27 protein-coding genes and 6 pseudogenes are annotated in these 21,713 nt (G+C 39.7%); 14 read left to right on the top strand and 19 right to left on the bottom strand.

Features of this window, described 5'->3' with window-relative positions:
- Positions 1-99: 99 nt before the first annotated feature.
- The 18 genes and pseudogenes from DXC57_RS05385 to DXC57_RS05300 form a co-directional block, all read right to left on the bottom strand.
- Positions 100-258 carry a rubredoxin gene (locus DXC57_RS05385; protein WP_107000935.1) on the bottom strand — a complete coding sequence of 53 codons (159 nt, stop codon included), beginning with the start codon at positions 256-258 and terminating at the stop codon, positions 100-102.
- 90 nt (positions 259-348) lie between these two features.
- Positions 349-723: a desulfoferrodoxin family protein gene (locus tag DXC57_RS05380; RefSeq protein ID WP_107000936.1), complete on the bottom strand. Its 375-nt coding sequence runs from the start codon at positions 721-723 to the stop codon at positions 349-351.
- Between the two features lie 27 nt (positions 724-750).
- Positions 751-1,050, bottom strand: a pseudogene (locus tag DXC57_RS05375) (L-lactate dehydrogenase); the annotation flags it as partial.
- A 16-nt stretch (positions 1,051-1,066) separates the two neighbouring features.
- Positions 1,067-2,248 carry a rubrerythrin gene (gene rbr, locus DXC57_RS15830; protein ID WP_107000937.1) on the bottom strand — a complete coding sequence of 394 codons (1,182 nt, stop codon included), beginning with the start codon at positions 2,246-2,248 and terminating at the stop codon, positions 1,067-1,069.
- On the bottom strand, positions 2,241-2,648 hold the full coding sequence (locus tag DXC57_RS05365) for a transcriptional repressor (protein WP_118651463.1): 408 nt from the start codon (positions 2,646-2,648) through the stop codon (positions 2,241-2,243). Before DXC57_RS05365 ends, rbr begins: the two co-directional genes overlap by 8 nt.
- Positions 2,649-2,775: 127 nt before the next feature.
- Positions 2,776-3,525, bottom strand: a complete 750-nt coding sequence (gene yaaA / locus DXC57_RS05360; protein WP_118651461.1) for a peroxide stress protein YaaA — start codon at positions 3,523-3,525, stop codon at positions 2,776-2,778.
- Positions 3,525-3,980, bottom strand: coding sequence for a thioredoxin-dependent thiol peroxidase (gene bcp, locus DXC57_RS05355; protein ID WP_118651459.1), 456 nt, complete (start codon positions 3,978-3,980; stop codon positions 3,525-3,527). Before bcp ends, yaaA begins: the two co-directional genes overlap by 1 nt.
- Positions 3,981-3,983: 3 nt before the next feature.
- A complete protein-coding gene (locus DXC57_RS05350; RefSeq protein ID WP_015516636.1) occupies positions 3,984-4,193 on the bottom strand; it encodes a DUF6219 family protein in 210 nt (69 codons plus the stop codon).
- Between the two features lie 264 nt (positions 4,194-4,457).
- Positions 4,458-4,760: pseudogene (locus tag DXC57_RS05345) on the bottom strand (NifB/NifX family molybdenum-iron cluster-binding protein); the annotation flags it as partial.
- Positions 4,754-5,149, bottom strand: a pseudogene (locus DXC57_RS05340) (AAA family ATPase); the annotation flags it as partial. The pseudogenes DXC57_RS05340 and DXC57_RS05345, both read right to left, overlap by 7 nt.
- Before the next feature lie 18 nt (positions 5,150-5,167).
- Positions 5,168-6,031 carry a ParB/RepB/Spo0J family partition protein gene (locus DXC57_RS05335; protein WP_118651457.1) on the bottom strand — a complete coding sequence of 288 codons (864 nt, stop codon included), beginning with the start codon at positions 6,029-6,031 and terminating at the stop codon, positions 5,168-5,170.
- Positions 6,032-6,782: 751 nt separating this feature from the next.
- Positions 6,783-7,088 (bottom strand): hypothetical protein, encoded by a 306-nt coding sequence (locus DXC57_RS05330; protein ID WP_002304425.1) that lies wholly within the window; start codon positions 7,086-7,088, stop codon positions 6,783-6,785.
- Between the two features lie 85 nt (positions 7,089-7,173).
- A complete protein-coding gene (locus DXC57_RS05325) occupies positions 7,174-8,547 on the bottom strand; it encodes a site-specific integrase (RefSeq protein WP_002304423.1) in 1,374 nt (457 codons plus the stop codon).
- Between the two features lie 4 nt (positions 8,548-8,551).
- A complete protein-coding gene (locus tag DXC57_RS05320) occupies positions 8,552-9,175 on the bottom strand; it encodes a helix-turn-helix domain-containing protein (RefSeq protein WP_110437433.1) in 624 nt (207 codons plus the stop codon).
- Positions 9,176-9,292: 117 nt separating this feature from the next.
- The gene (locus tag DXC57_RS05315) at positions 9,293-9,529 is read right to left on the bottom strand and encodes a helix-turn-helix domain-containing protein (protein WP_110437432.1); all 237 of its coding nucleotides are present in this window, start codon (positions 9,527-9,529) and stop codon (positions 9,293-9,295) included.
- Between the two features lie 6 nt (positions 9,530-9,535).
- Positions 9,536-9,943, bottom strand: coding sequence for a type II toxin-antitoxin system PemK/MazF family toxin (locus DXC57_RS05310; protein ID WP_110437431.1), 408 nt, complete (start codon positions 9,941-9,943; stop codon positions 9,536-9,538).
- 514 nt (positions 9,944-10,457) lie between these two features.
- Positions 10,458-10,763, bottom strand: coding sequence for a helix-turn-helix transcriptional regulator (locus DXC57_RS05305; RefSeq protein WP_181966891.1), 306 nt, complete (start codon positions 10,761-10,763; stop codon positions 10,458-10,460).
- 261 nt (positions 10,764-11,024) lie between these two features.
- Complete coding sequence (locus DXC57_RS05300; protein WP_110437430.1) at positions 11,025-11,588, bottom strand: hypothetical protein; 564 nt, start codon at positions 11,586-11,588, stop codon at positions 11,025-11,027.
- Positions 11,589-11,874: 286 nt separating this feature from the next.
- Between DXC57_RS05300 and DXC57_RS05295 the strand changes: the two genes are divergently transcribed.
- Together DXC57_RS05295 and DXC57_RS05290 are read left to right on the top strand one after the other, a co-directional pair.
- On the top strand, positions 11,875-12,324 hold the full coding sequence (locus DXC57_RS05295) for a helix-turn-helix transcriptional regulator (RefSeq protein ID WP_002304411.1): 450 nt from the start codon (positions 11,875-11,877) through the stop codon (positions 12,322-12,324).
- A 51-nt stretch (positions 12,325-12,375) separates the two neighbouring features.
- Positions 12,376-12,930, top strand: coding sequence for an ImmA/IrrE family metallo-endopeptidase (locus DXC57_RS05290; RefSeq protein ID WP_110437429.1), 555 nt, complete (start codon positions 12,376-12,378; stop codon positions 12,928-12,930).
- Positions 12,931-13,093: 163 nt separating this feature from the next.
- Here DXC57_RS05290 and DXC57_RS05285 read toward each other — a convergent pair whose 3' ends face one another.
- Positions 13,094-13,471, bottom strand: coding sequence for a helix-turn-helix transcriptional regulator (locus DXC57_RS05285; protein WP_110437428.1), 378 nt, complete (start codon positions 13,469-13,471; stop codon positions 13,094-13,096).
- Between the two features lie 382 nt (positions 13,472-13,853).
- Between DXC57_RS05285 and DXC57_RS05280 the strand changes: the two genes are divergently transcribed.
- The 12 genes and pseudogenes from DXC57_RS05280 to DXC57_RS05215 all read left to right on the top strand — a co-directional run bounded on the left by DXC57_RS05280 (position 13,854) and on the right by DXC57_RS05215 (position 21,647).
- A complete protein-coding gene (locus DXC57_RS05280; protein WP_110437427.1) occupies positions 13,854-14,990 on the top strand; it encodes a site-specific integrase in 1,137 nt (378 codons plus the stop codon).
- Between the two features lie 100 nt (positions 14,991-15,090).
- Positions 15,091-15,435, top strand: a complete 345-nt coding sequence (locus tag DXC57_RS05275) for a helix-turn-helix transcriptional regulator (protein ID WP_198957774.1) — start codon at positions 15,091-15,093, stop codon at positions 15,433-15,435.
- A gap of 4 nt (positions 15,436-15,439) precedes the next feature.
- Positions 15,440-16,207 carry a 23S rRNA (adenine(2058)-N(6))-methyltransferase Erm(B) gene (gene erm(B), locus DXC57_RS05270; protein WP_255420040.1) on the top strand — a complete coding sequence of 256 codons (768 nt, stop codon included), beginning with the start codon at positions 15,440-15,442 and terminating at the stop codon, positions 16,205-16,207.
- Positions 16,208-16,405: pseudogene (locus tag DXC57_RS05265) on the top strand (antitoxin); the annotation flags it as partial.
- Position 16,406: 1 nt separating this feature from the next.
- Positions 16,407-16,555: pseudogene (locus tag DXC57_RS15875) on the top strand (zeta toxin family protein); the annotation flags it as partial.
- 60 nt (positions 16,556-16,615) lie between these two features.
- Positions 16,616-17,161, top strand: coding sequence for an AAA family ATPase (locus DXC57_RS05255; RefSeq protein WP_002304402.1), 546 nt, complete (start codon positions 16,616-16,618; stop codon positions 17,159-17,161).
- A 286-nt stretch (positions 17,162-17,447) separates the two neighbouring features.
- Positions 17,448-17,751: pseudogene (locus DXC57_RS15870) on the top strand (toxin zeta); the annotation flags it as partial.
- 503 nt (positions 17,752-18,254) lie between these two features.
- Positions 18,255-19,124: a hypothetical protein gene (locus DXC57_RS05235; RefSeq protein ID WP_002578944.1), complete on the top strand. Its 870-nt coding sequence runs from the start codon at positions 18,255-18,257 to the stop codon at positions 19,122-19,124.
- A gap of 19 nt (positions 19,125-19,143) precedes the next feature.
- Positions 19,144-20,184, top strand: a complete 1,041-nt coding sequence (locus DXC57_RS05230; protein ID WP_002304399.1) for a hypothetical protein — start codon at positions 19,144-19,146, stop codon at positions 20,182-20,184.
- Between the two features lie 9 nt (positions 20,185-20,193).
- On the top strand, positions 20,194-20,448 hold the full coding sequence (locus tag DXC57_RS05225) for a hypothetical protein (protein WP_002588965.1): 255 nt from the start codon (positions 20,194-20,196) through the stop codon (positions 20,446-20,448).
- Between the two features lie 16 nt (positions 20,449-20,464).
- A complete protein-coding gene (locus tag DXC57_RS05220; RefSeq protein WP_002304397.1) occupies positions 20,465-20,728 on the top strand; it encodes a DUF1292 domain-containing protein in 264 nt (87 codons plus the stop codon).
- A 49-nt stretch (positions 20,729-20,777) separates the two neighbouring features.
- The gene (locus tag DXC57_RS05215; RefSeq protein ID WP_002588966.1) at positions 20,778-21,647 is read left to right on the top strand and encodes a zinc metalloprotease HtpX; all 870 of its coding nucleotides are present in this window, start codon (positions 20,778-20,780) and stop codon (positions 21,645-21,647) included.
- Positions 21,648-21,713: the final 66 nt, after the last annotated feature.

Genomic DNA, 21,713 nt, shown 5'->3' with positions numbered 1-21,713 from the left:
AATCACGAAGATTTTCCAATATTATGTCAATTCTATCATATTTATTCCATTATAATATTCTGGTTTCATTTCATACATCCATTAGTCCTGCTTTCATTTTTATTCAGCCTTTGAAAACTGGTCTTTGCCTACAAAACATAACGGACATTCAAAATCTTCCGGAATATCCTCCCACTTTGTACCAGGTGCAATACCACCTTCTGGATATCCCTTCTCCTCATCGTATTCCCATCCGCAAACATCACATACATATTTCATTTGTTGTTCCTCCTTGTAAATACATTAATACACAGCCTATATTACGGTTATATTTGTGTTGTTCTTAAATCTTAATATGTATAAATGCTTTTAGCATTTCCATAATCCATGCAGGTTACAATATGCATATACTTCTTCTACCTGTTCACCATCGCAAAGACAAAAATCTGCTATCGGCTCCTGCCCTGGATTTAACTGTTTTCTGTATATTCCCTGATTGGTATTTAATGTAATCCACTCAATGAAATGTTCTTCAAGCATTGGATGTTTTGTCTCTCCGACCACGACATGAACATAATTGCCTTCCACTGTATATACAGGCACGTGCTTCTCAACAGCCGCATCTGTCACTCCGGCTTTTAATTCCTGCATAGGTTCTCCGCAACAAATTACAGGAACACCTTTATCCTTTACCTTTTCAACAATGTTTCCACAATGCTTACATATATAATACTTTACTTCCATGCTTTTATCTCCTTCCATGTGTATAATTTATAGTTCAATTGTCTCTATAATCTTTTTCAAAGAATCTGCAGATTTCTTAAGCTTTAATGCTTCCTCACCACTTAAATTAATAGGTATATTAGACTCAATACCATCAACACCTACAATAACTGGCATACTTAACGATACTCCGTCAATATCATATACGCCATGAATTATGTGCGATACCGGAAGTATTGATTTTTCATTTCTCATAATTACTTCACAGATTCTTTTTACAGACATTGCCATTCCATAATATGTAGCGTGCTTTTTATTTATTATTTCATAAGCACTGTTCTTGACTGCTAATAATCTTATCTCCTTAATAATTCTCTTCATGTACTTCAAAATAGCTTTGTGGATGGTTACATACCGGACATACCTCAGGAGCCTTTGTTCCTACCACAATATGTCCGCAGTTACGGCATTCCCATACCTTAACTTCACTCTTTTCAAATACCTGTGCAGTTTCAATATTCTTAAGAAGTGCACGATATCTTTCCTCATGGTGCTTCTCAATCTCACCTACTGCCCTGAATTTTGCTGCAAGCTCAGGGAATCCTTCTTCCTCAGCTGTTTTAGCAAAGCCGTCATACATATCTGTCCACTCATAATTTTCGCCTTCTGCCGCTGCCGCCAGGTTTTCCTTTGTATCACCAATTCCTGCTAATTCCTTGAACCACATCTTTGCATGTTCTTTCTCATTATCTGCAGTCTTTAAAAACAATGCTGACATCTGCTCGTAACCTTCCTTTTTCGCTACAGAAGCAAAATAGGTATACTTATTTCTTGCCTGTGATTCCCCCGCAAATGCCTCCTGTAAATTCTTCTCTGTCTGTGTTCCTACATATTTGTTTTCTGCCATCTCTTTTACCTCCGTTTTCTTTACTACTTTTTCAAAATCTGATGCCGGGTGCTTGCACAAAGGACATATAAAGTCATCCGGTAATTCCTCGCCTACATATTCATATCCGCAAATTCTGCAACGCCATATTGTCTGACTGTCCTCTGTTTTTCCAACCTCCTGTGGCTTAGGCTTAATGTTATTCTGATAATAATCATATGTTACTGAAGGAACATTGCTTAAAACTTCCATATCGGTTATCTCACCGATAAACATCGTATGTGAACCTAAGTCCTCTGTTTTAGTAACTGTCACAGAAATGTATGCATTTGTACCTTCTGTAATATAATAAATACCATTCGTGCCCCTGGCACACTGCTCAAATGCTTCAAACTTATTGGTATCTCTTCCTGATTGAAAGCCAAAATGTTTGAACAATTCAAATTGTGCCTTCTGACTTAAGACTGATACAGTAAATTTTCCGGTTCTTTGAATCATATCATGCGTATAATTTGCCTTATTTACACAGATACTTAACTGGTTTGGTTCCGAAGCTGCCTGAATGGCTGTATTAATGATGCATCCGTTATCTTTTTCTGCTTCTTTAGCGGTCAATATAAACAGTCCATAACTCAACTTATACATTGCTTTCCTATCCATGCTGTTCCTCCTTTACCTTCTCCCTGCATTTCGGGCAAATGCCTTTAAATGAAATATCGTAATCCACAAATTCAATTCCATGAGTGTTATGAATTCTTTCCAGCAAATCCGGTATTTGATCCATATCCACATCAAAAATTTCACCGCACTTTATACATCTTACATGGTAATGATTTTTCAATGTAAAATCAAATCGGTTCGGTCCATTCGGAACTTCAACCTTTCTTAATGCACCTTCCTCTACCAATATATCAAGATTTCTATATACAGTTCCCTTTCCAATTGCTGGATATGCTTCTTTTATAAATTCATACACTTCATTTGCCGTAACGTGTCTTCTCATTTCGTATACGGTATTTCTTACGAGATCTTTTTGAATGGTATTTCTCCTACTTGTCATTCGTTCTCCTTATTAGGATTAATTCTTAATAAGGATTATATACCACTATCATCCTGTTGTCAATAAAAATAGTAATAATTCTCATTATTGTAAAAGGTGCCAAACTGAGCATCTTTTACCTGAATAACTATTTTATTTTGCGTTCAAATACATATTCTGAATCTGAAGATAAATCAGACCTAAACGAATATCCGAGTCTGTCAAATTTCTGAATCTCCACCGGATTTTCAATATTATTTTCCGCTATGAATCTGACCATTTCACCACGAGCCATCTTGGCATAGGTACCTTTTGTTACCAATTTATCTCCGGATAACTCACAAAATACAATCGTAATATATCTGTCCTGTGGTGTCAGATACTTTTCTATACATTTCGAGTATTCTTTTGATGCAAGATTAATGATAATCCTGCTGTCATCAATTACTGAATGATATAACCGGTCCCCCCAGTAATCATATAGATTTGTTGTTTCTTCAATCTCAGCTTTTGCCTGCATTTCAAGGCGATAAGGAGTCACACCATCCAGTGGTTTTAAAATGCCATAAAACGCAGACAGGATTCTTAAATGATTTTGCAGATACTCAAACTGCTGGATTTCAAACACAGATGGTGCCATATATTGAAATGCAATCCCTTCATATGCTAAAACAGCCGGAGTAAGTCTGTTATAAAGATCCATATTTTCCAATCTGTTAACGTTCTGCTCTGCAATCTTGTCATTACATTTCCAGATAGCTTTCAGTTCCTCTTTTGATTTGCTTTTCATCCAGCTCAATATCTCTGCTGTCTTATCAATAAAGGCAGGCAGTTCAACCGGTGCTATGTTATCTGTATCTACAATCATCTTTTTTGCAGGTGACAATATAATCTTCATCAATTTAATTCCTTAAGCATATTTTCAGGATCATCTGCCGCCTTGACTTTATCATTTGCCTTTCTAATGATTCCCTGCTCGTCAATAAGATATGTGGTTCTTACCACACCCATAGAAACCTTGCCATAGTTTTTCTTTTCTTTCCAGACATCATATGCTTCGATCACCTTACGCTCCGGATCTGCCAAAAGTGTAAATGCCAATCCATATTTTTCCTCAAATTTCTTGTGAGAGGCTACAGAATCCTTACTGACTCCAAGGATCACCGCACCTTTCTCGGTGAATTGTGGATAACGCTCAGAAAAGCCACATGCCTGCTTCGTACATCCTGGTGTATTATCCTTTGGATAAAAATATAAAATTATTTTTTTACCTAAATAATCACTTAATTTATGCACTTCTCCGTTCTGATCCGGCAATTCAAAATCCGGTGCTTTTGTTCCTATCTCTAACATTTACTATTCCTCCGCTTTTGTATTTTCCACCTGTTTTCTTGTTCTTTTATTACCTGAAATCATTTTATGACCAGAATAGACTGCCATAATCATGCATATCAGAGAGCCAAATGCAAAGTATTTGTGTGCTGCTTTTAATCCTTTATATCCTGTATAAAAAGTTCCAACCATTGTAACTATTGCTCCGATTGACCAATATTTATGTGCTTTCATTTTATACCTCCAAATTGATTAAGCTGTTTCCAAAATAAATATCTCTGGATCATTAACAATATTATACCTTCCATTCATCACTTTCTACAAGTAAGAAAAGAAAAATACTCAATCCATGTAGAGATCGATGTAGCATTCACAGTTTTTAACCGCCTTATTGAAAATGTAATCTGCCATCTTATCAAATAATACAAAAGGATGTATCACGATAATTCTCCCATTACCTTGACGCATCCTTTCGTATTGTATTTTTTGCTATTCTTCTTAATGACAGCTATGGTTTCCACATCCATGTTCACCACATGTATGTCCCTCTCCGTGGCTGTGCTCATGGTGAGAACACTTAACATCTGGATTATAATCAAGTGTATCATTGATAAAAGCTTCTACTGCTTTATCTGCATCTCCTGAAACTCCGCCAAAAAGTTTAATGCCTGCTGCCGCTAACGCAGTCTGGGCACCTCCTCCGATTCCGCCGCAGATCAAAACATCGGCATTTAATGCATTAAGAACTCCTGCCAATGCACCATGTCCGCTTCCATTCGTATCTACTACTTCTGAATACAATCTATAATGATAAAATCATAAAATTCCCTTAATCTCTCAATAAGTGACCTCATAATCAGTTCCCTGCTCATTGCGTTTACCAAAGATACCTCAATCGCTGATAATTCTATATTGGCCGGTATCAGATCCACACCTTCCTTATGATGAAGGATTGTTTTTTTCATGTTCAGTTTTTCATCATTCACAATATTTAGCATCAGCGTTGCAAGAGAATACTCCATTTCATCCGGTTCCTCATACCCTAAACTAATTGTGAGACTGCCCTGCGGATCTGCATCTATCAGAAGAACCTTTTTCCCTTCCTGTGCCAGTCCGATTCCTAAATTCACGCACGATACCGTCTTTCCAACTCCACCTTTTTGATTTGATACTGCTATGACCTTACACATATTCTGTTCCTCCTTTCCTTAAATCCAGTTACTGTTTCTCCATGATTTCAATATTTCTAATATCTCTCTTCGCATCTGTTCTGATGTATAAGTTGATGGGAAGAAACGGTATAACTGCTCATTTTTAAATATCACCCTATCAGTTTCTTTCTGCTTAACCTCTCCAAGAATCCCTTCTATTTCTGCTTCTGTCAGCCATCCGGATTCACTCAGTTTTTTCATCCGGATGGCTTGTGAAAGTGATGGTGTGCATTGGGTAGAATCAATTGCATTCATTATTTCCTGCTGTTCTTTCTTTTTTAAGTAGGACAACTGTACTGCTGGGGTAAATCCCATTGTTCCATCATCCACTTTATCCAACAATGCCGGTATCAATTCTGTTATTTTGATATAACGCTGCACCTGCTTCGCACTGTCACCACAAAGTTCTCCGATTACGTCAATACTCCTCTTTCCTGTATTGTGGTCAACTTGACTACAATTCTTTCTGCCTGCCTTTTTTTTGATGGCATCATATTTCATCTTATAGGCATAGGCCTTTTCACTTGGTGTAATTTGCTCTCTCTGCAAATTGGAATCGACCATGATCACTACTGCTTCATCATCCTGCAACATACGAATGATTACCGGAATTTTCTTATATCCCAGCTTCTCAGCCGCATATTTTCTTCTGTGGCCAGAAATAATTTCGTAGTAGCCTTCAATCTTTGGACGAACAATCAATGGATTCAGTACACCATACTTTTTTATGCTGTCCTGCAGCTCAATCATCTGACTGTCTCCGATCACTTTAAATGGATGATTTGGAAATGCTCTTAACCGTTCCATTTCAATCTCAACAACTTTTTCATCCGGATCTCTTACATCCTTTTTTTTATCCATAAGCTATCCTCCTCTAAAATATCTGTAACGAAAAAATCCGCCCAGAATAGATTCTTAATCTAATCTGAGCGGATAGATCCGTCAGGCCTGTTTTGTTCAGGCAAGAAAACCATATTTACATTCATTGATACCCCAATCCTTATCCTACGCTGTAGTTATCTCCGTTCGGTGCCAGGATTGAATTATTGCATTGGTGCCCGTTAAGAAATTTCGGTGCTCAATATCTGCGTTTAAGCGTTCTCTCGGTGCTCACGAGCACCGGAAAAAAGAAAAAGCAGCAATGAACTTTTACGATCATTGCTGCAAAAAAAGCACGTTCCCAGGGGGAATCGAACCCTCAACTAGTGCTTAGGAGTAGACCCGATACGATGAAACCAAGTGCAACACAGTGCAAGAAAATCCTTGGAAATACAAGGCTTTTCACAGTTTCAAATCCTATCTGGTATTACGCTTCATAAGCATTTTCATAGGGATTTTACACCGTCCAATTGGCTCGAAATTAGCAAGGCTTTCGATTTTCGGTGGACGTTGCAAGTGCAAGCAAATTCCTCTATGTAACTTCTCGTGATACGAAATGATAGGAAATCCTATTCATTCTCGTGCGGAGGCGCTGATGTCTTTAGACACCATCTTAGTCTGTTTAATATATCATTTCAAAATAGATTTTTCAACCAGCATTATTAAGAATTTCAAAGGTTTTTTCAGACTCAATGATTCTATGTAATTTAGACCCGCCGAAGCAGGTCTTTTTTTATTTCAGCATAATCTCTCTATCCTCAGCGCCGAGCATATAAGCACCCTTGGCAAAAGCATCCCTTGCCAGAAGCTCTGCTACATCAACCCTATCGAACAGCATCCATATTTCTTTCTCTTTCGGAGTCAGTTCATGGCTATGGTCAAACAAATGCTCAAGTCCCAATCCTTCAAGCAATGCCGACTTTGCTGCTTTGTATTCCTCAGCTCTGCCAACATATTCGTCGTTCCTTTCCTTGGAAAATGCCTCGATATTGTCAGCTCTCAGATGCTCGTAATACTCGTCCATAAAGATTCTATCCATACTCGTTGACCTCCATAACAAAAAAATAAGGGCAGACCCTTTTACAGCTATTGTAGCTATGTAAAAGGATCTGCCCTTGCAGTTACTATAATGTTTTTGCCAGCGACTTCAGGAGTGCTGCCATTTCCGGATTTTGCAGAAGCTTCAGAAGAAGTTCTTTATCATCAGCGGAGCTTTCCGTTGCGGCTGGTTGAACCGGCTCAGGCGTTGCCTGTCTGCCTGAGTAGAACGCAGCTTCCATTCTTTCAGCGTTCAGTCTGCGGTCATCGTCGATGATATGAGAGTAAACATCCGCTACCATCTTGACCTGTGCATGACCGGAATCGCCTTGAACGGATTTCATATCGCCGCCGTTCAGCTTCAGCTTGTAAGTGATACTGGAATGTCGGAGACTATGGAAAACCACTTTCGGCAGTCCCTTCTCCTCAATCAGCTTATTGAAAGCACGGTTGATAACCTGCCCCTCAATCGGCTTGCCATTGGAAGAACAGAAAACCAGATTGAAGTCTACGAACTCGTCACCGAAAAGGTCTTTCAGTTCTTCGATGTCAGCCTTTCGCTGTACCAACATTTCCGCTACGGTTTTCGGTAAGAACACCTTGCGGACACTTGTTTTGGTCTTAGGAGTTTTGAGAACCAATGCGGTATGCGTACTGGCGAAGGTCGGCGGGAACTTGAACATGATGTCCTTACCGTCCAGATCTGCCATCGCTTCACGATTTACTCTCTGCAACTCCTTTTCAACGAAGATGCTTGCCTGACCAAGTTCAATACTGGTGGGGGAAATGTCAATACAGTCCCAAGTAAGCCCCAGAAGCTCGCCCATTCGCAAGGAACAGGAGAAGGCAAGGTTAATGGCCAGACGAAGAATATCATCGTCACAGGCTTCCAGAGCCTTCTGGAGCACTTCTGCTGTCCAGATGTCCCTGGTCTTGTGTTCTTCCTTCGGCAGTGTAGCGTGCTCCACAGGGTTTCTGGTCATCAATTCCCACTTGACCGCCTGATTGAAAGCATTTCGCAATGTCTTGTGAACCTCTCGGACAGTATGCGGAGTCAGATATTCTGTACGGGCTTTTACATACTTAGAAGAAACCGCTTTGACAGAAAGCAAATCTCGGTAATACTTGTCCATGATTCTCGGCGTGACATCCTCCAGCTTCATATCACCGATGAGGGGACGAATATAGTTTGCAATCAGGCTCTTTCTGCTTTCATAGGTAGACATCGCCCAGGTGTTCACACCATAGATTGACATATACTCATCCAAAAGATCGTTGACGGTTTTAGCAGAAGGGGGAATAAAGGTTCCGGACTCCTGCTCATATTCAACCTGCAACTTCCTTTTCTTTGCTTCAGCATTCGTTTCAAAGGTTTCCCACTTCTGACGCTTGTTGCCGTTCTCATCGGTGTATGTATAAACCACAGAATACTTCTTTTTTCTCTTAACGATAGATGCCATGTAATCATCTCCTTTCCTGTCTATCTTCCGCTAACTGGTAGCGGGTCTGATTCTGATACCACTTCATAAAGCTCTCTTTTGTAGCTCGGTTATGCCTGCCCACTCGAATCAGCTCGAAGCTTCCCTTGGCGGCAATGCTGTAGATATTCTGGCGATTGGTGTCAAGCATTCTTGCAATCTCTGGCAGACCGTAGGTGGATGCCATAATATCTGCATCAAGTTCCTGATCCTCTACCGTGCGGTAATCGGTTTGAGAAGCATACCATCTTTCAAAGCTCTCCTTGGTCACTCTGCGCTTGCCCAGGACATCGACCACATCAAAATGCCCTTTGGCAACCAGTTCGTAAGCAGTCGCTTCTTTCAGCCCAAGGCGCTGTCCAAGCTCCTCCATTGAATATGTAGTTTTCTTCAGTTCCTCACCGGGAGGGGTTCCATCGACCTTCTGGTATTTGAACTGATTGGCATACCATTCTTCAAAGCTGTCGATCATCACCCTCATGGTGTTGCCGACAAGAATGGTTTTGAAGTAATTCTTCTTAATGAGCCAGTATGACTCCGTTTTTCCAAGACCAAGCATCCTGCCCATTTCCGGAACAGACATACTCGTGCGTTTTCTCATTTCCGCCATCGTACAACCTCCTATGTAAAAAATGTAGCCATGTGTTTCTTGTCATGGCTACATTTTATCGAACTCTCAATATGTTTTGAAGTTTGTCGCCGGGTTGTACGACACCCTTGACAAATCTTACATTTGATGATCCAACCACTCATCAAAACTCTTTTTGGAGATTCTGATGCTGCCGCCAATGCGGACACTATGAAAAACCTTCTTTTTCACAAGGTTGTATGCACTGGTTCTGCTGATGCCCAGAATATCCTGAATCTCATCAACCGTATAGGTTCTCTTATCAAACTGAACTGTGTTAGCAGCTATCGCTTCTTCGGTGCGCTGATTCATGGCAGCGATTCTTTCTTCAAACATTTATGTTCACTCCTTCGTTTTCTTTGCTTTATGTTTTGTGGAACGCTTTTTCAGCTGCTCCATTGCCAGGCTGACGGATAAGGCTTTCTCAATCGCTACCATTTCACGGGGCGTTACCTTACCTAAGTAATTATCAATCCTGCTCTTATCAATGGTGCGAATCTGTTCCAGCTGAACAACGGACGCTTCTTTGAATGCAGGATTGTCGTAAATAACAAAGTGCGTCGGCATATTCGCTTTCTTATGGATTCTGGTGGTGACCGTTGCCACAATCAATGTGGGAGCGTGTTTATTACCGGTATCGTTCTGAATGACGATAACCGGACGGATGCCGCCTTGTTCCGACCCAACTACCGGGTCCAGATTGGCGCAATAAATATCACCACGGCAATATACCCAATTTTCTTTCATCATTTGCCATGACCTCCTTTCGTTGGGTATGTAATAACTGACTGCCTGAAATGAATCAGGCAGTCAGTCCAAAAGTCTATGTGTCCCATATTTGCCACGCACCCCTGAGAAAGAGGGCTTACGCCCTCAGGGAATCACCGAACGACTGATTGCGAATCAGTTCCATAGGAATCTAACCTCTGCCGGGTTCTCCGCCAGCTCCGTAGAGAAGTATCTTTAATCCTGTTGCTTTCATGGCCGTATTGGGAGCAACCCAATATTTACAAGCCAGTATTGATCGCTGGCATCGGGAGAGAGACAACTGCTTAATTTATAGAAGAAAGTCGTTCTGTTTCTCTGTCCGATACGTCACGGCGTACCGCTGATGTGGCTGATGCTCTCGCACCGGCAACAGGAACGTATTCGATGACTGTGTATTCAGTTTTCAAGGATCAAGCAGCCGATTTTCTTTGGCTGTATCTAAATTGTACCTGTTCCTCATGCAAGTTTTTATTGCCTCGTAGGTATAGTTTTGAGGTTATTCACGACCTAAAAATATGTAATCAAGGGTTGTATCAAAGCGCACGACCAATTCGATTGCCAAATCAATAGAGATGCCTCTGTTGCCGGTTTCAATTCGTGCAATGGTGTTTGCGGCAACGCCCAACTGCTCCGCAAGCTGTTCCTGTGTAAGCCCATGTTTCTTTCTCAATGCTTTAATTCTTTTTCCGCTTTCAACCAAGTCGTAATACATTTTCGTTCCTCCGTGTTTTTGAATTTGTGAAGTTGCAAAATCAAAAACGGAGGGAGGAGATCGTGACTGGTTCTCAATGCCCTTTGCCATCTGCCTGTCCTCCTTGCAGGCATAAAAAAAGAGCCGGAGTACATTACTCCAAGCTCTCGTTCATGCCTTTGTGTTAAAATGAAGGAAGATAGGCTGGTATAAAAAAAGCCCCGTACCCATTACAGGCACGAGGCGTAACTCTCTCTATTCAATTTTATGCCGCTATCTCCCAGCATAGCCATTCTAACACTGGACAAGTCGGACTTTCAGTATGGAAACCGTCGTATTTTCATCGGATTTTAGTCGGACTAAAATCCTGTCTTAGCACTCACAATAACACAATGCTTCTTCCTCCCTGGCACTTTCCAGGAAATCTTTCAATTTAGGAATGGCTGTTCCCCAAAGTGACAGACCAAATAACAGTATCGCTTCTTTCTTTCGGTCATAATAGCTGCTGCGTTCCATATTCAGAACCTCCAGCATTTCTGATTCTTTGTACTTGAAGCGATTGAGATATGCCTTTGAGATAATCTCACAGTACAGAGCGCCTTTATCCGGATATTCTCTGATTTTCAGCATCGCCATATCTACCAGTTCAATGATCCACTTTGTCTCGAATAAGCTTCGAATACGTTCTTCAAATCGTTCTCTCGCTTCATCCGGAGCAAAGTTCTCCAGATAAATCAATGCTCCATCTAAGCTGTCACCGTAAGTACAAATAAGGGTATCACATACATCATTCGCACGATCAATAGTAGACCAGCACACCTCTCGATATATGGATAAAATCAGCTTTGCTCTTTCATACAGAACCTTTTCGTCAATGTTCTGCATCCGGCAAAGCATTCGAATATTGCTTAATACCTGTGTATTATATCTGCTCATTCAGAATCTCCTTTCAGCCTAATCCATAAAATAAGAATTCCTTTCTAACTCCTGTCACTTGGCTAAAGGGAAACAAATACCATGGGACAAGAATGACTATAACTTCCGATATTTGATTAAAATAACAGAAGCAAAATCGGAAGTTCTTGACTTTATAAAAGTTCCGATATATAATTAAGTGGAACTAATACTTCTGTTCTGATTCTCATTATAGCATTTTCCAGAAGTTTGTCAACAAATAATCGGAAGTTACGAATAAATATTTTTTGAAAGGAAGGACAGTACCATGACATTTGGAGAAAAAATTAAAGAAGCTCGTTTGGCTATGAACCTATCTCAAACGGAGCTTGCCCAGATGACCGGCATTTCCGAAAGATCCCTTTACACCTATGAGCAGCTCGGAACACTCCCCAGAAAAAGCAACATCAGAAAACTTGCTGAAGCGCTGCATATCTCTGTGTCCTATCTTTTGGATGAATCTGAAACGGACAGCCAGAGCCATATAGATCAGGATATGTTTATTTTAGAGGCAAAGGAAAACTTCGGTTCAAAGGGAGCAAAAGAAGCTCAGGAAGTGCTGGGTCGTGTAAATTCTCTGTTTGCCGGTGGAGAATTGGACGAGGACGCAAAAGATGTATTCTTCCAGGCGATTATGTCAGTTTATATGGACTCTAAGAAAACAGCACGGGAAAAGTACACTCCGAAGAAATACAGAAAGCATAAAGATAAAGAGTAAAATCCTCAAGCACAGAATATGTTTTCTGTGTGCGATTCGGAGGTGAAGCAAATGAAAACGGCAGAGCATATCATTGAAACTGTCGATAAGCTTGTGCGAAAATATCACACCAGAGACCCTTACGAACTATGTCAGCTGTTAGGTATCAAAATCCACTATTACGATTTACAGAAGAAATTGAAGGGCTTCTTCTATTACCAGTCCAGACAGAAGAATATCGTGATAGATCACAATGTGAACGGCATCCTGGAACGTATCTTAGTCGCACATGAATTAGGACACGCTGTCCTGCATACAAAAATCGCCATGATGCACGGCTTTCAAGAAATGGAAGTTTTTGATGATAGATCAATCGAAGAAAATGAAGCAAACTTTTTTGCGGCGGAGCTTCTGTTAGAAGATGGGGAAGTTCTGGAATGCCTTTCGGAACACACATTTTTTGAAACGGCTAAAATGCTCTATGTACCGGCAGCATTATTAGACTACAAATTCAGCCTGCTCCACGAAAAAGGAGAGCTGGTAAATTCGATGTATATTCGTAAAGCAGATTTCCTGAAAGAAGATCTTCATGCCTACGATAACGACATTAGTTATGGCGATATATGAATATCTATTTTTATATCTTTACAGAAAAAGTCCACCAGTACGATGCGCAGTGCATCATGACTGGTGGACTTTTTGTTTCTTAAAGGATCAGTATATTGTATTGCAACAAAAGAAACCCACAGCAGTTCACTCAGAACCGTCAATGGGCTTCTTTTTCATTATATCAATCAAGCTCCGCTTTTTTTATCATCTCTTGCTGGTCAATCAAGACATCAATCATCTTTCCTACGGTTATCAATGTTGTTACATTACACTTTTTCAGTTTTGCAGCAATCTCATCATCGATGATGCTGTCGCATTTTGCATATGGGGTATCCAGCAAAAAATAGTCAAAGTTCTTTTCCAAGACGAATGCCAGTTTTAGAAGCATTGCCAAAGAAACTTTCGTCTGTCCAACTTCAACATGGCTCATATGATTGTTCGAGCAACCAACCAACGCACCCAAGTCTGCTTGGCTGTATCCCTTCTCCTGGCGAGCAGCTTTAATGCGCTGACCGATTTTTATATAGTCAACTTCCGGTTGCATTTCAATCACCTCCATGCTGTGTATGATTCTGCTATACATTATAAAATGTACCAAAAATCTCAACAACCAACATTGGGTGCAAGTTGCATTTATAAATGCAATATGATAAAATTTTATAGGCAGATTGCATTAAATGATAGAATGAAAAGAACCCCAAGACGACAATATGAGCTATCTTGAGGTTCTTTAAAATAAAAAATTCGTAGAGTACATTACTCCACGAATCGCATTCTTCTCTGTTTTTTTTAATTTACATCTCTATTTTACAAGTTGTCGCACTGTTTGTCAATATGTTAGGGACATAAAACACGAGGTTTTGCGCAAAAATCCGTCTTAGGAAGTTCCAAAGTCACAATTTGCCGTCAGAATTATAGTCATATTGAAGGAGGTGTACCTTATGGCACGAAAAGGAGAAAATATTTACAAAAGGAAAGACGGCAGATGGGAAGGAAGATACATTAAGTCCCGATCTTCTACAGGCAAAGCCAATTACGGTTATGTTTATGCAAAATCATATCGAGAAGTCAAAGCAAAACTTATCAGTCAAAGTTCGTGCACGAGTAATTCTGTCACTGTCGATCCAGAAATTAGCTCAGATCAATTTGAACAGGTTGCTATGGAATGGTTTCAAGCTATATGTCCTAAAGTGAAAGAATCTACAAGCAACAAATATAGGAATCTTCTCAACTCGTATATACTTCCTGTGTTCGGAAGCAAACAATTGCGTGATATAACACACGAGTTTATTGAAACGCAGTGTAATTTTTTCCTTGTTTCTGGTGGATTAAAGGAGAATGGACTTTCCTCTAAAACTGTTTCAGATATTTTATCTCTAATTCGAAATATCTTACAATTTGCCACCCGAAACGGGAAAGCCATTTCTTGTGACGCACGATCTATACAGATAAAACGTCAAACGAAGGAAATGAGAGTTTTGAGTCGTGCTGAACAGGAAAAATTATGCCAATACTTGTATTCTAATCTTGATTCCTGCAATATTGGTATATTAGTATGTTTATTCACTGGTCTCAGAGTAGGTGAAATTTGTGCGTTGCGATGGGAAGATGTTTCATTCTCAGATTACACAATCCATGTGCATCAAACGCTCCAGAGAATCCAAGATAGAACCAACAGTGAATGCAAGACAAGGATTGTTGTTACCACACCCAAAAGTGCTTGCTCCATCCGTACTATTCCAGTACCCCATGGCTTAATGACTATTCTTACAGCACACAAAGCTTCTTCTACTGGCTACATTCTAACCAATAGCGATCAGAATCCATTAGAACCAAGAACCATGCAAAATCATTTCAAGAAGGTATTGAAAAACAGCGGAATCAACTCCGCAAATTATCACTCGTTACGTCATACATTTGCTACAAGGTGCATAGAGCTTGGATTCGATGTAAAAAGTCTCAGCGAGATATTGGGTCATGCCAGCGTGAATATTACAATGAATCGCTATGTACACCCATCCATGGATTTAAAAAAAGAAAATATGCAACGGCTTTCTGATTTATTAGCCGTCAAATAAATTGTCAACACCGTCAAATAATGCTGAGTTTTCAGTGTTTGGCGGTGTTTTTTCGTGGAGTAATGTACTCTACGAAAGAGTATACCCAGAAGGAGATTTATTGATTCAATTTGTAGGGCGAGATGCTTATAAGCAGTTTTGGAATTTTAGTAAAGATGAGAAAGAGAACTTGGCCACTCAATTGGCGATTGAGTTACCCGCACTCAGAGGAAAAGTTGGTGCATCACAAGAAGAAATTGCTTCGGCTGTTGGTATTTCACGACAAACTTATAGTGCCTACGAAAATCGGACACGCCCAATTCCATGGAGTTTATATCTAGCACTATTGTTTTATTTTGATTACATTCCAAGTACACATTATATGATTCGCCAGCTTGAATTATTCCCAAATGAATTAGACGAATGTTGGTTAGCTGGTAGAGTTTTTATTGAGGAAGAAAAATGAGCGAATATTCACAGCAAATAAAAAGGGATATTACATGAACAAAAATATAAAATATTCTCAAAACTTTTTAACGAGTGAAAAAGTACTCAACCAAATAATAAAACAATTGAATTTAAAAGAAACCGATACCGTTTACGAAATTGGAACAGGTAAAGGGCATTTAACGACGAAACTGGCTAAAATAAGTAAACAGGTAACGTCTATTGAATTAGACAGTCATCTATTCAACTTATCGTCAGAAAAATTAAAACTGAATACTCGTGTCACTTTAATTCACCAAGATATTCTACAGTTTCAATTCCCTAACAAACAGAGGTATAAAATTGTTGGGAGTATTCCTTACCATTTAAGCACACAAATTATTAAAAAAGTGGTTTTTGAAAGCCATGCGTCTGACATCTATCTGATTGTTGAAGAAGGATTCTACAAGCGTACCTTGGATATTCACCGAACACTAGGGTTGCTCTTGCACACTCAAGTCTCGATTCAGCAATTGCTTAAGCTGCCAGCGGAATGCTTTCATCCTAAACCAAAAGTAAACAGTGTCTTAATAAAACTTACCCGCCATACCACAGATGTTCCAGATAAATATTGGAAGCTATATACGTACTTTGTTTCAAAATGGGTCAATCGAGAATATCGTCAACTGTTTACTAAAAATCAGTTTCATCAAGCAATGAAACACGCCAAAGTAAACAATTTAAGTACCGTTACTTATGAGCAAGTATTGTCTATTTTTAATAGTTATCTATTATTTAACGGGAGGAAATAATTAAACTATGTTTTGAACCATGAATTAAATAAAAATGACTCTCAATTATTGGAAGTCAATTTATTAAACCAATTAAAGCTTGCAAAACGTGTAAATCTTTTTGATTATTCTTTAGAAGAATTACAAGCCGTTCATGAGTATTGGCGGTCAATGAATCGTTACTCAAAACAAGTTTTGAATAAAGAGAAAGTGGCTTAATATGGCAAATATAGTCAATTTTACTGACAAACAGTTTGAGAATCGCTTAAATGATAATTTAGAAGAATTGGTTCAAGTAAAAAAGCGGTTGAATCGCCAACCGCTTTTTTACTTGGTGGGCAATCAGGGTCAGGGAAAACCAGTTTGCGAAGAAGATGATTGAGCAGGCAGGAACAAAGTGATAAATTCAAATTGTGAGGGAAAATACAGATGAATCAAGGAAGAATTATTGTGATTACAGGCTCACCGGGGACAGGAAAAACAACAACTGCGTCAATTGTCGCAAAGGAATCAGATATGGATAAATCAGTGCATATGCACACCGATGACTTTTTTCATTACTTAAGCAAAGGCGCAATACCACCACATTTGCCAGAATCCAACAAGCAAAATCTGGTTGTCATTGAAGCCTTTTTAGAAGCTGCAAAGCGATATGCTCGTGGCGGATATGATGTAATTGTAGATGGGATTGTCGGGCCATGGTTTTTGGAGCCATGGAAAGCTCTTGCCCAAGAAGATTACGAGGTACACTATATTGTATTAAGAGCGAGTAAAAAAGAAACTATGAAGCGAGCTGTGGAACGCTCAAAATTAGATAGAAAAACAAATATTGAATTAGTGGAAACAATGTGGGAGCAATTTTCCGGTTTGGGGATATATGAATCAAATGTCATAGACACAACTACATTCACAATTAAAGATACGGTTTCCGCAATAAAAGAAAGAGTTGCATGTGGGACGTCTTTACTATCTTAGACATTCCCATTTGTCAGGAAGATAGCAAAGCCAGCCGAGCCAGTCAACGGTCAAGATGAACGGCGCATTTCATGCGCCGCCGTTGACAGTCACGCCCGTCTTTGCTAAAAAGTAATCAAGGCGGGAAAGCCCTAAAATGGCTTCCCGCCCATTTCAATTTTTAGAAAAGAAACGCTCCAAAATCAGAAAGAGAGCGTCCAAGCACTTTGAGGGATTGGCCGCCTTGTCCACCCATTCAGCGGGACAGCGGGCGGAGGTCAAGGCCGGGTGTAAACCCGTTCATTTCAGCTTAGAAACCCTTCATAAAACGGGCTTATTTAGCGATATAAGGCTTTATAATAGAGAAGGAGTGAAACTTCTATTCAAGTTTAGAAACGCCTTCCATTAGTCCGAAAGAGACCTTAGAAAGAGAATTAAATCGTAAAGTATCAGGGAAAGAAATTCAACCGACTTTGGAGAGAATAGAGCAAAAAATGGTTCAAAATCAACACCAAGAAACCCCTGAATTTAAAGCAATTCAACAAAAATTGGAAAGCTTGCAGCTACCTACACCACCAATACCCAAAACACCTAAACTTCCAGGACTTTAAACCTTAAAAAAGGAAAAGAGTAGTTACCAAAAAACGGTAACTACTCTTTTTTTATAAAAACCTTTCCTCATGTTTGAAAAGCTGATCGAGAAATAAAGCACACAACGGTATTCTTTCTTTTTTCAGTTGGTACATTTTGCAGTCTGTAACGTGTCATTTACTGTTTGTTACCTTAACATATCCAGTCGAAAACACAAGGGTATATAAACGAGCAAGCTCGCCCTTGTGTTTTCTTTGTGTCTATGTTGCGTTCTCGTCACAGCAAACGACACGAACACACTGGCGAAAATGAACCAACAAAACGAAAAAAGAAAGGAGCGTATACTTCACAGACGGTGTTAAGGATACTTACCAGATGAAACCGTACATTGCACCGACCGCTGCTGAGTTGGAACAATTTCTTTCCTCTCTAAATTAAATCTTGCCGAAGCAGTGATGTGTCAGACTTTCCTGACACATCGCCGCTTTGCACTTCACAAAATCCGCTGCCAGGAGGTGATGAAATGAGTATGGTAAATGCTGACTCCGTTCAGCTATTCGCAATGCTGAAAAAAATGCAGGATTCCATTTCCTCCATCGAAACTACCAAAAAATCTGTAAAGATGAAATATGAACAGTTAGGTGCTGGATGGCAAGATAAAAAATACAACGAGTTGGGCGTGGTTGTAAGAGACTGCAACAAGGCTCTCAATGACATATTGGTAATTATGCTTCAAGCAGAAAAATATGTGGCTTTACTCGCCAAGAGCCTTAGTGAATACGAAAGTGTTCAACTAGGATCTACAAATGGAATATCTGCAAGCACACCTCAGACCAGTAGTTTTGCTGTTACACCATCAAGTGCAGATACAACCACCTTTGAGTCAAATACCTTTGGTTCTAATCTTGCATTTGTTCAAGACAGACTATCAGCTGAACGATATTTTTCCCGTGGAAATCACTATGAAGAATATCGAGATTATTGGGAGAACGGGAACTATACCTTTTCTCGAAATGAAAATCCAGAACTCGTATACGTTAGAGCAAGGGATATTGAAGGAGTTTATCTCAGTGACCGAGAACTTGGGAACCCGGAAGGATTTTGGACACGGAATGGTCGAGAGGGATGGTCGAGAGAAAACATTCTAAGGCGAGCTTCGCACATCCAAGATGTTCGTCAAAATACTGAGTCAGGAATGTCTTTGGATGAGCTTTCACAAAACCCAGTGTTAGATGATACCATTCGTAGCTATTACAATAATCCTGTCCAGGTTGCGCAGGTAGGTTCTTATTATGTATTTCAGAGTGATGGGCGACATCGAACACTTGCAGCTCAATCGCTTGATACATATATCCCGGTTTTAGTAACAGGTAGCTACACTCGAAATGATTAACAAATGAGGAGGTGAGTGTTTGAGCAACGTAAATGCTGATGCAACTCAATTACTGACAATACTGAAAAATATGCGGACCTCCATTTCTTCTATCGAAACTACAAGAAGTTCTGTGAAGATGAAATATCAGCAATTGGGAATTGGATGGAATGACAAGAAGTACGATGAGCTGGGAACTATCGTAAAAGATTGCAACAAAGCCCTGAATGATATTTTACAGATTATGCTTCAGGCCGAAAAATACGTTGCTTCACTTGCCAAAAGTGTACAAGAATATGATAATGTTAATTTGGACACTCCTTCTGCACGAAATTCTTTCCTCCAGGGTCTGCAAACACCTAATGTTGGTAATTCGTCTTATCAGTATTGCCTTGGCGTGCTAACCCAAGGTAGCACACCAGACGGATATATCGCTGTTATATCACAACGCCATGAAAATGCAGAGCAGAATGTCAGAGAAGTGTTTGACCATTTCGCTGGTAAACTGATGATACAAGATTCTGAATATCCACCGGATCAGACAGCACATTACTCACCGGGAAATTATATAGGGCATTCACGAGGAGTCTACTACAATGCAGCTTCTGATATGACAAATCCAAGAGGTGCAGGAACAACTTATTTCCACGAGCTTGCTCACATGATCGACCATGCTTCGTGCAACTATCGGAGCAATCTATCCAATACTCCAGAATTTGCTGAGGCACTGGTTGAGGACGGACAAAGAATCCTGAGCTTATATAACAATCTTCCAGTGGAAAAGCAAACTGCTTTTCTGACCCGTATTAGGCAGGATTCAGCTCACTCCTTCTCGGACTTAATTGATGCGACAACAAATGGTCAATTGCACGGAAATTATGGTCACTCAAGGAACTATTGGACGAGACCGGGCAATCTACAAGCAGAAGCCTTTGCCCACTTTTTTGAAGCGTCTATGGGAGACCAAGGCAAATTAGAGCTATTAGCAAATTTCTTTCCTACAGCGTTTGGTATTTTTTCTTCAATGATTGATTCTATTAGACCAGATAATCATGTTAGGGTCTTGAGCAGAGAAAGGTAGGTGCATACAATGGACAAAAACAAGAGCGTTGCAGATTTTATGAATAGCTTCCTTAATACACCTGAACCGAAAATTGATAATGAGTATTATGAAATCGAAGAACAGTATTTTCGGCAATTCGGTCATGGTGTCCCAAGGGAAATGTTGCCTGATAGCATTTCAACGGAACAAATTAAACAAGCCATGAAAAAATGCATTCTTTCCAAAAAGGATAATCTCTTTGAACTATTAGGCATCATTATCAACGATAATTATTTATATTAAGAAAAGGAACGACGACATGGATGAAGACAACATTATAACTTTGAATGATGAGAATGGGAACGAAGTTGAATTTGAATTTCTTGACTTAATACCGTATCGCCAGAACGAATATGTTGTCCTGCTTCCTATTGGAGATTCGGATGGGCAAGTTGTTATTTTGCAGCTGAAAGAAATTGACGATGAAACAGAAGAATATGTTGGTGTTGAAAACGAATTTGTGTTAGAGACTGTCTTTGCTCTGTTCAAAGAGCGAAACAAAGATTTCTTTACATTTGAGTAATTAAACAATGCAAGCTCAAACCAACAACACGATAAAAGGGGGGTGCATTATGGATATTTGGCATCGTGTAGGCAGAATTGTTCGCTTCTCAAACTTAGGAACTCTTCTGTTCTTTACTCTTAATATTCTGCTGATTGTTGCTGTGTTCGGTTCGTCAGGAAGCATTGTTGAACTGATTTGTATTTACTTTTTCACAGTAGCTATCAGCTTATCCCCATTAGGCGAAATGTGCCTGGCTGCCTTCGCAGGAGCAAGCGATATAAAAAGAGTAGATATAAAACTTCGAGTTGTCCCGCTGGTTCAATATGTTTTAGATAAAGCAAAAGAGAACACATCATACTGTCCTAAAAAAGTGAAAGTGAAGATTATCCATGATCCTGCTCCAAATGCATTTGCTCTAGGTAGGCAAACACTATGCATAACTGACGGATTGCTTTTACTCTCCGATGATATGATACTTGGAATTCTCGCCCATGAGATCGGACATCTCTCATACGGACATACTGTTATCCAATTATTGATTGGCGGGGGCAATATATTTATATCCGGGTGCCTCCTGTTAATCAAAATATCCTACTGGATTTTTTCTGCAATCATGGGGCTGTTCGCAATATGCTCTCGTAGTGGTGTAATGGGTATAATTACCGCAGTTTTCGCAGGAATATCAACAGCACTTTCTTGGTTATGGGTAAAGTTCTGTATGCTTTTTCTGATGTGGTCTATGAGACAAAATGAGTATCTGGCTGATGAATTTGCTTATAAAATTGGTTTTGGTCTTGAATTAGCGACGGTATTAGACCAACATATCTCAGATGTTCCGCATGATGGTTTTCTCAGTGCAATATACTCAACTCATCCATGCAACGATGATAGGGTTGCAGCATTGCAAAATTTAGGTGTACCCTATTCTCGATACTAAATTCATAATCTCACAAATTGGCAAGCAGTGTAAACCTGTACAGGTTCACTCATTTTCTCGATTTTC

Origin of the sequence: Clostridium sp. TF06-15AC (assembly GCF_003481165.1) — a bacterium.
Lineage (GTDB): Bacteria > Bacillota > Clostridia > Lachnospirales > Lachnospiraceae > Otoolea > Otoolea fessa.
The sequence above is the reverse complement of the archived record's forward strand: the minus strand, read 5'-3'. Positions and strand labels throughout refer to the sequence as shown.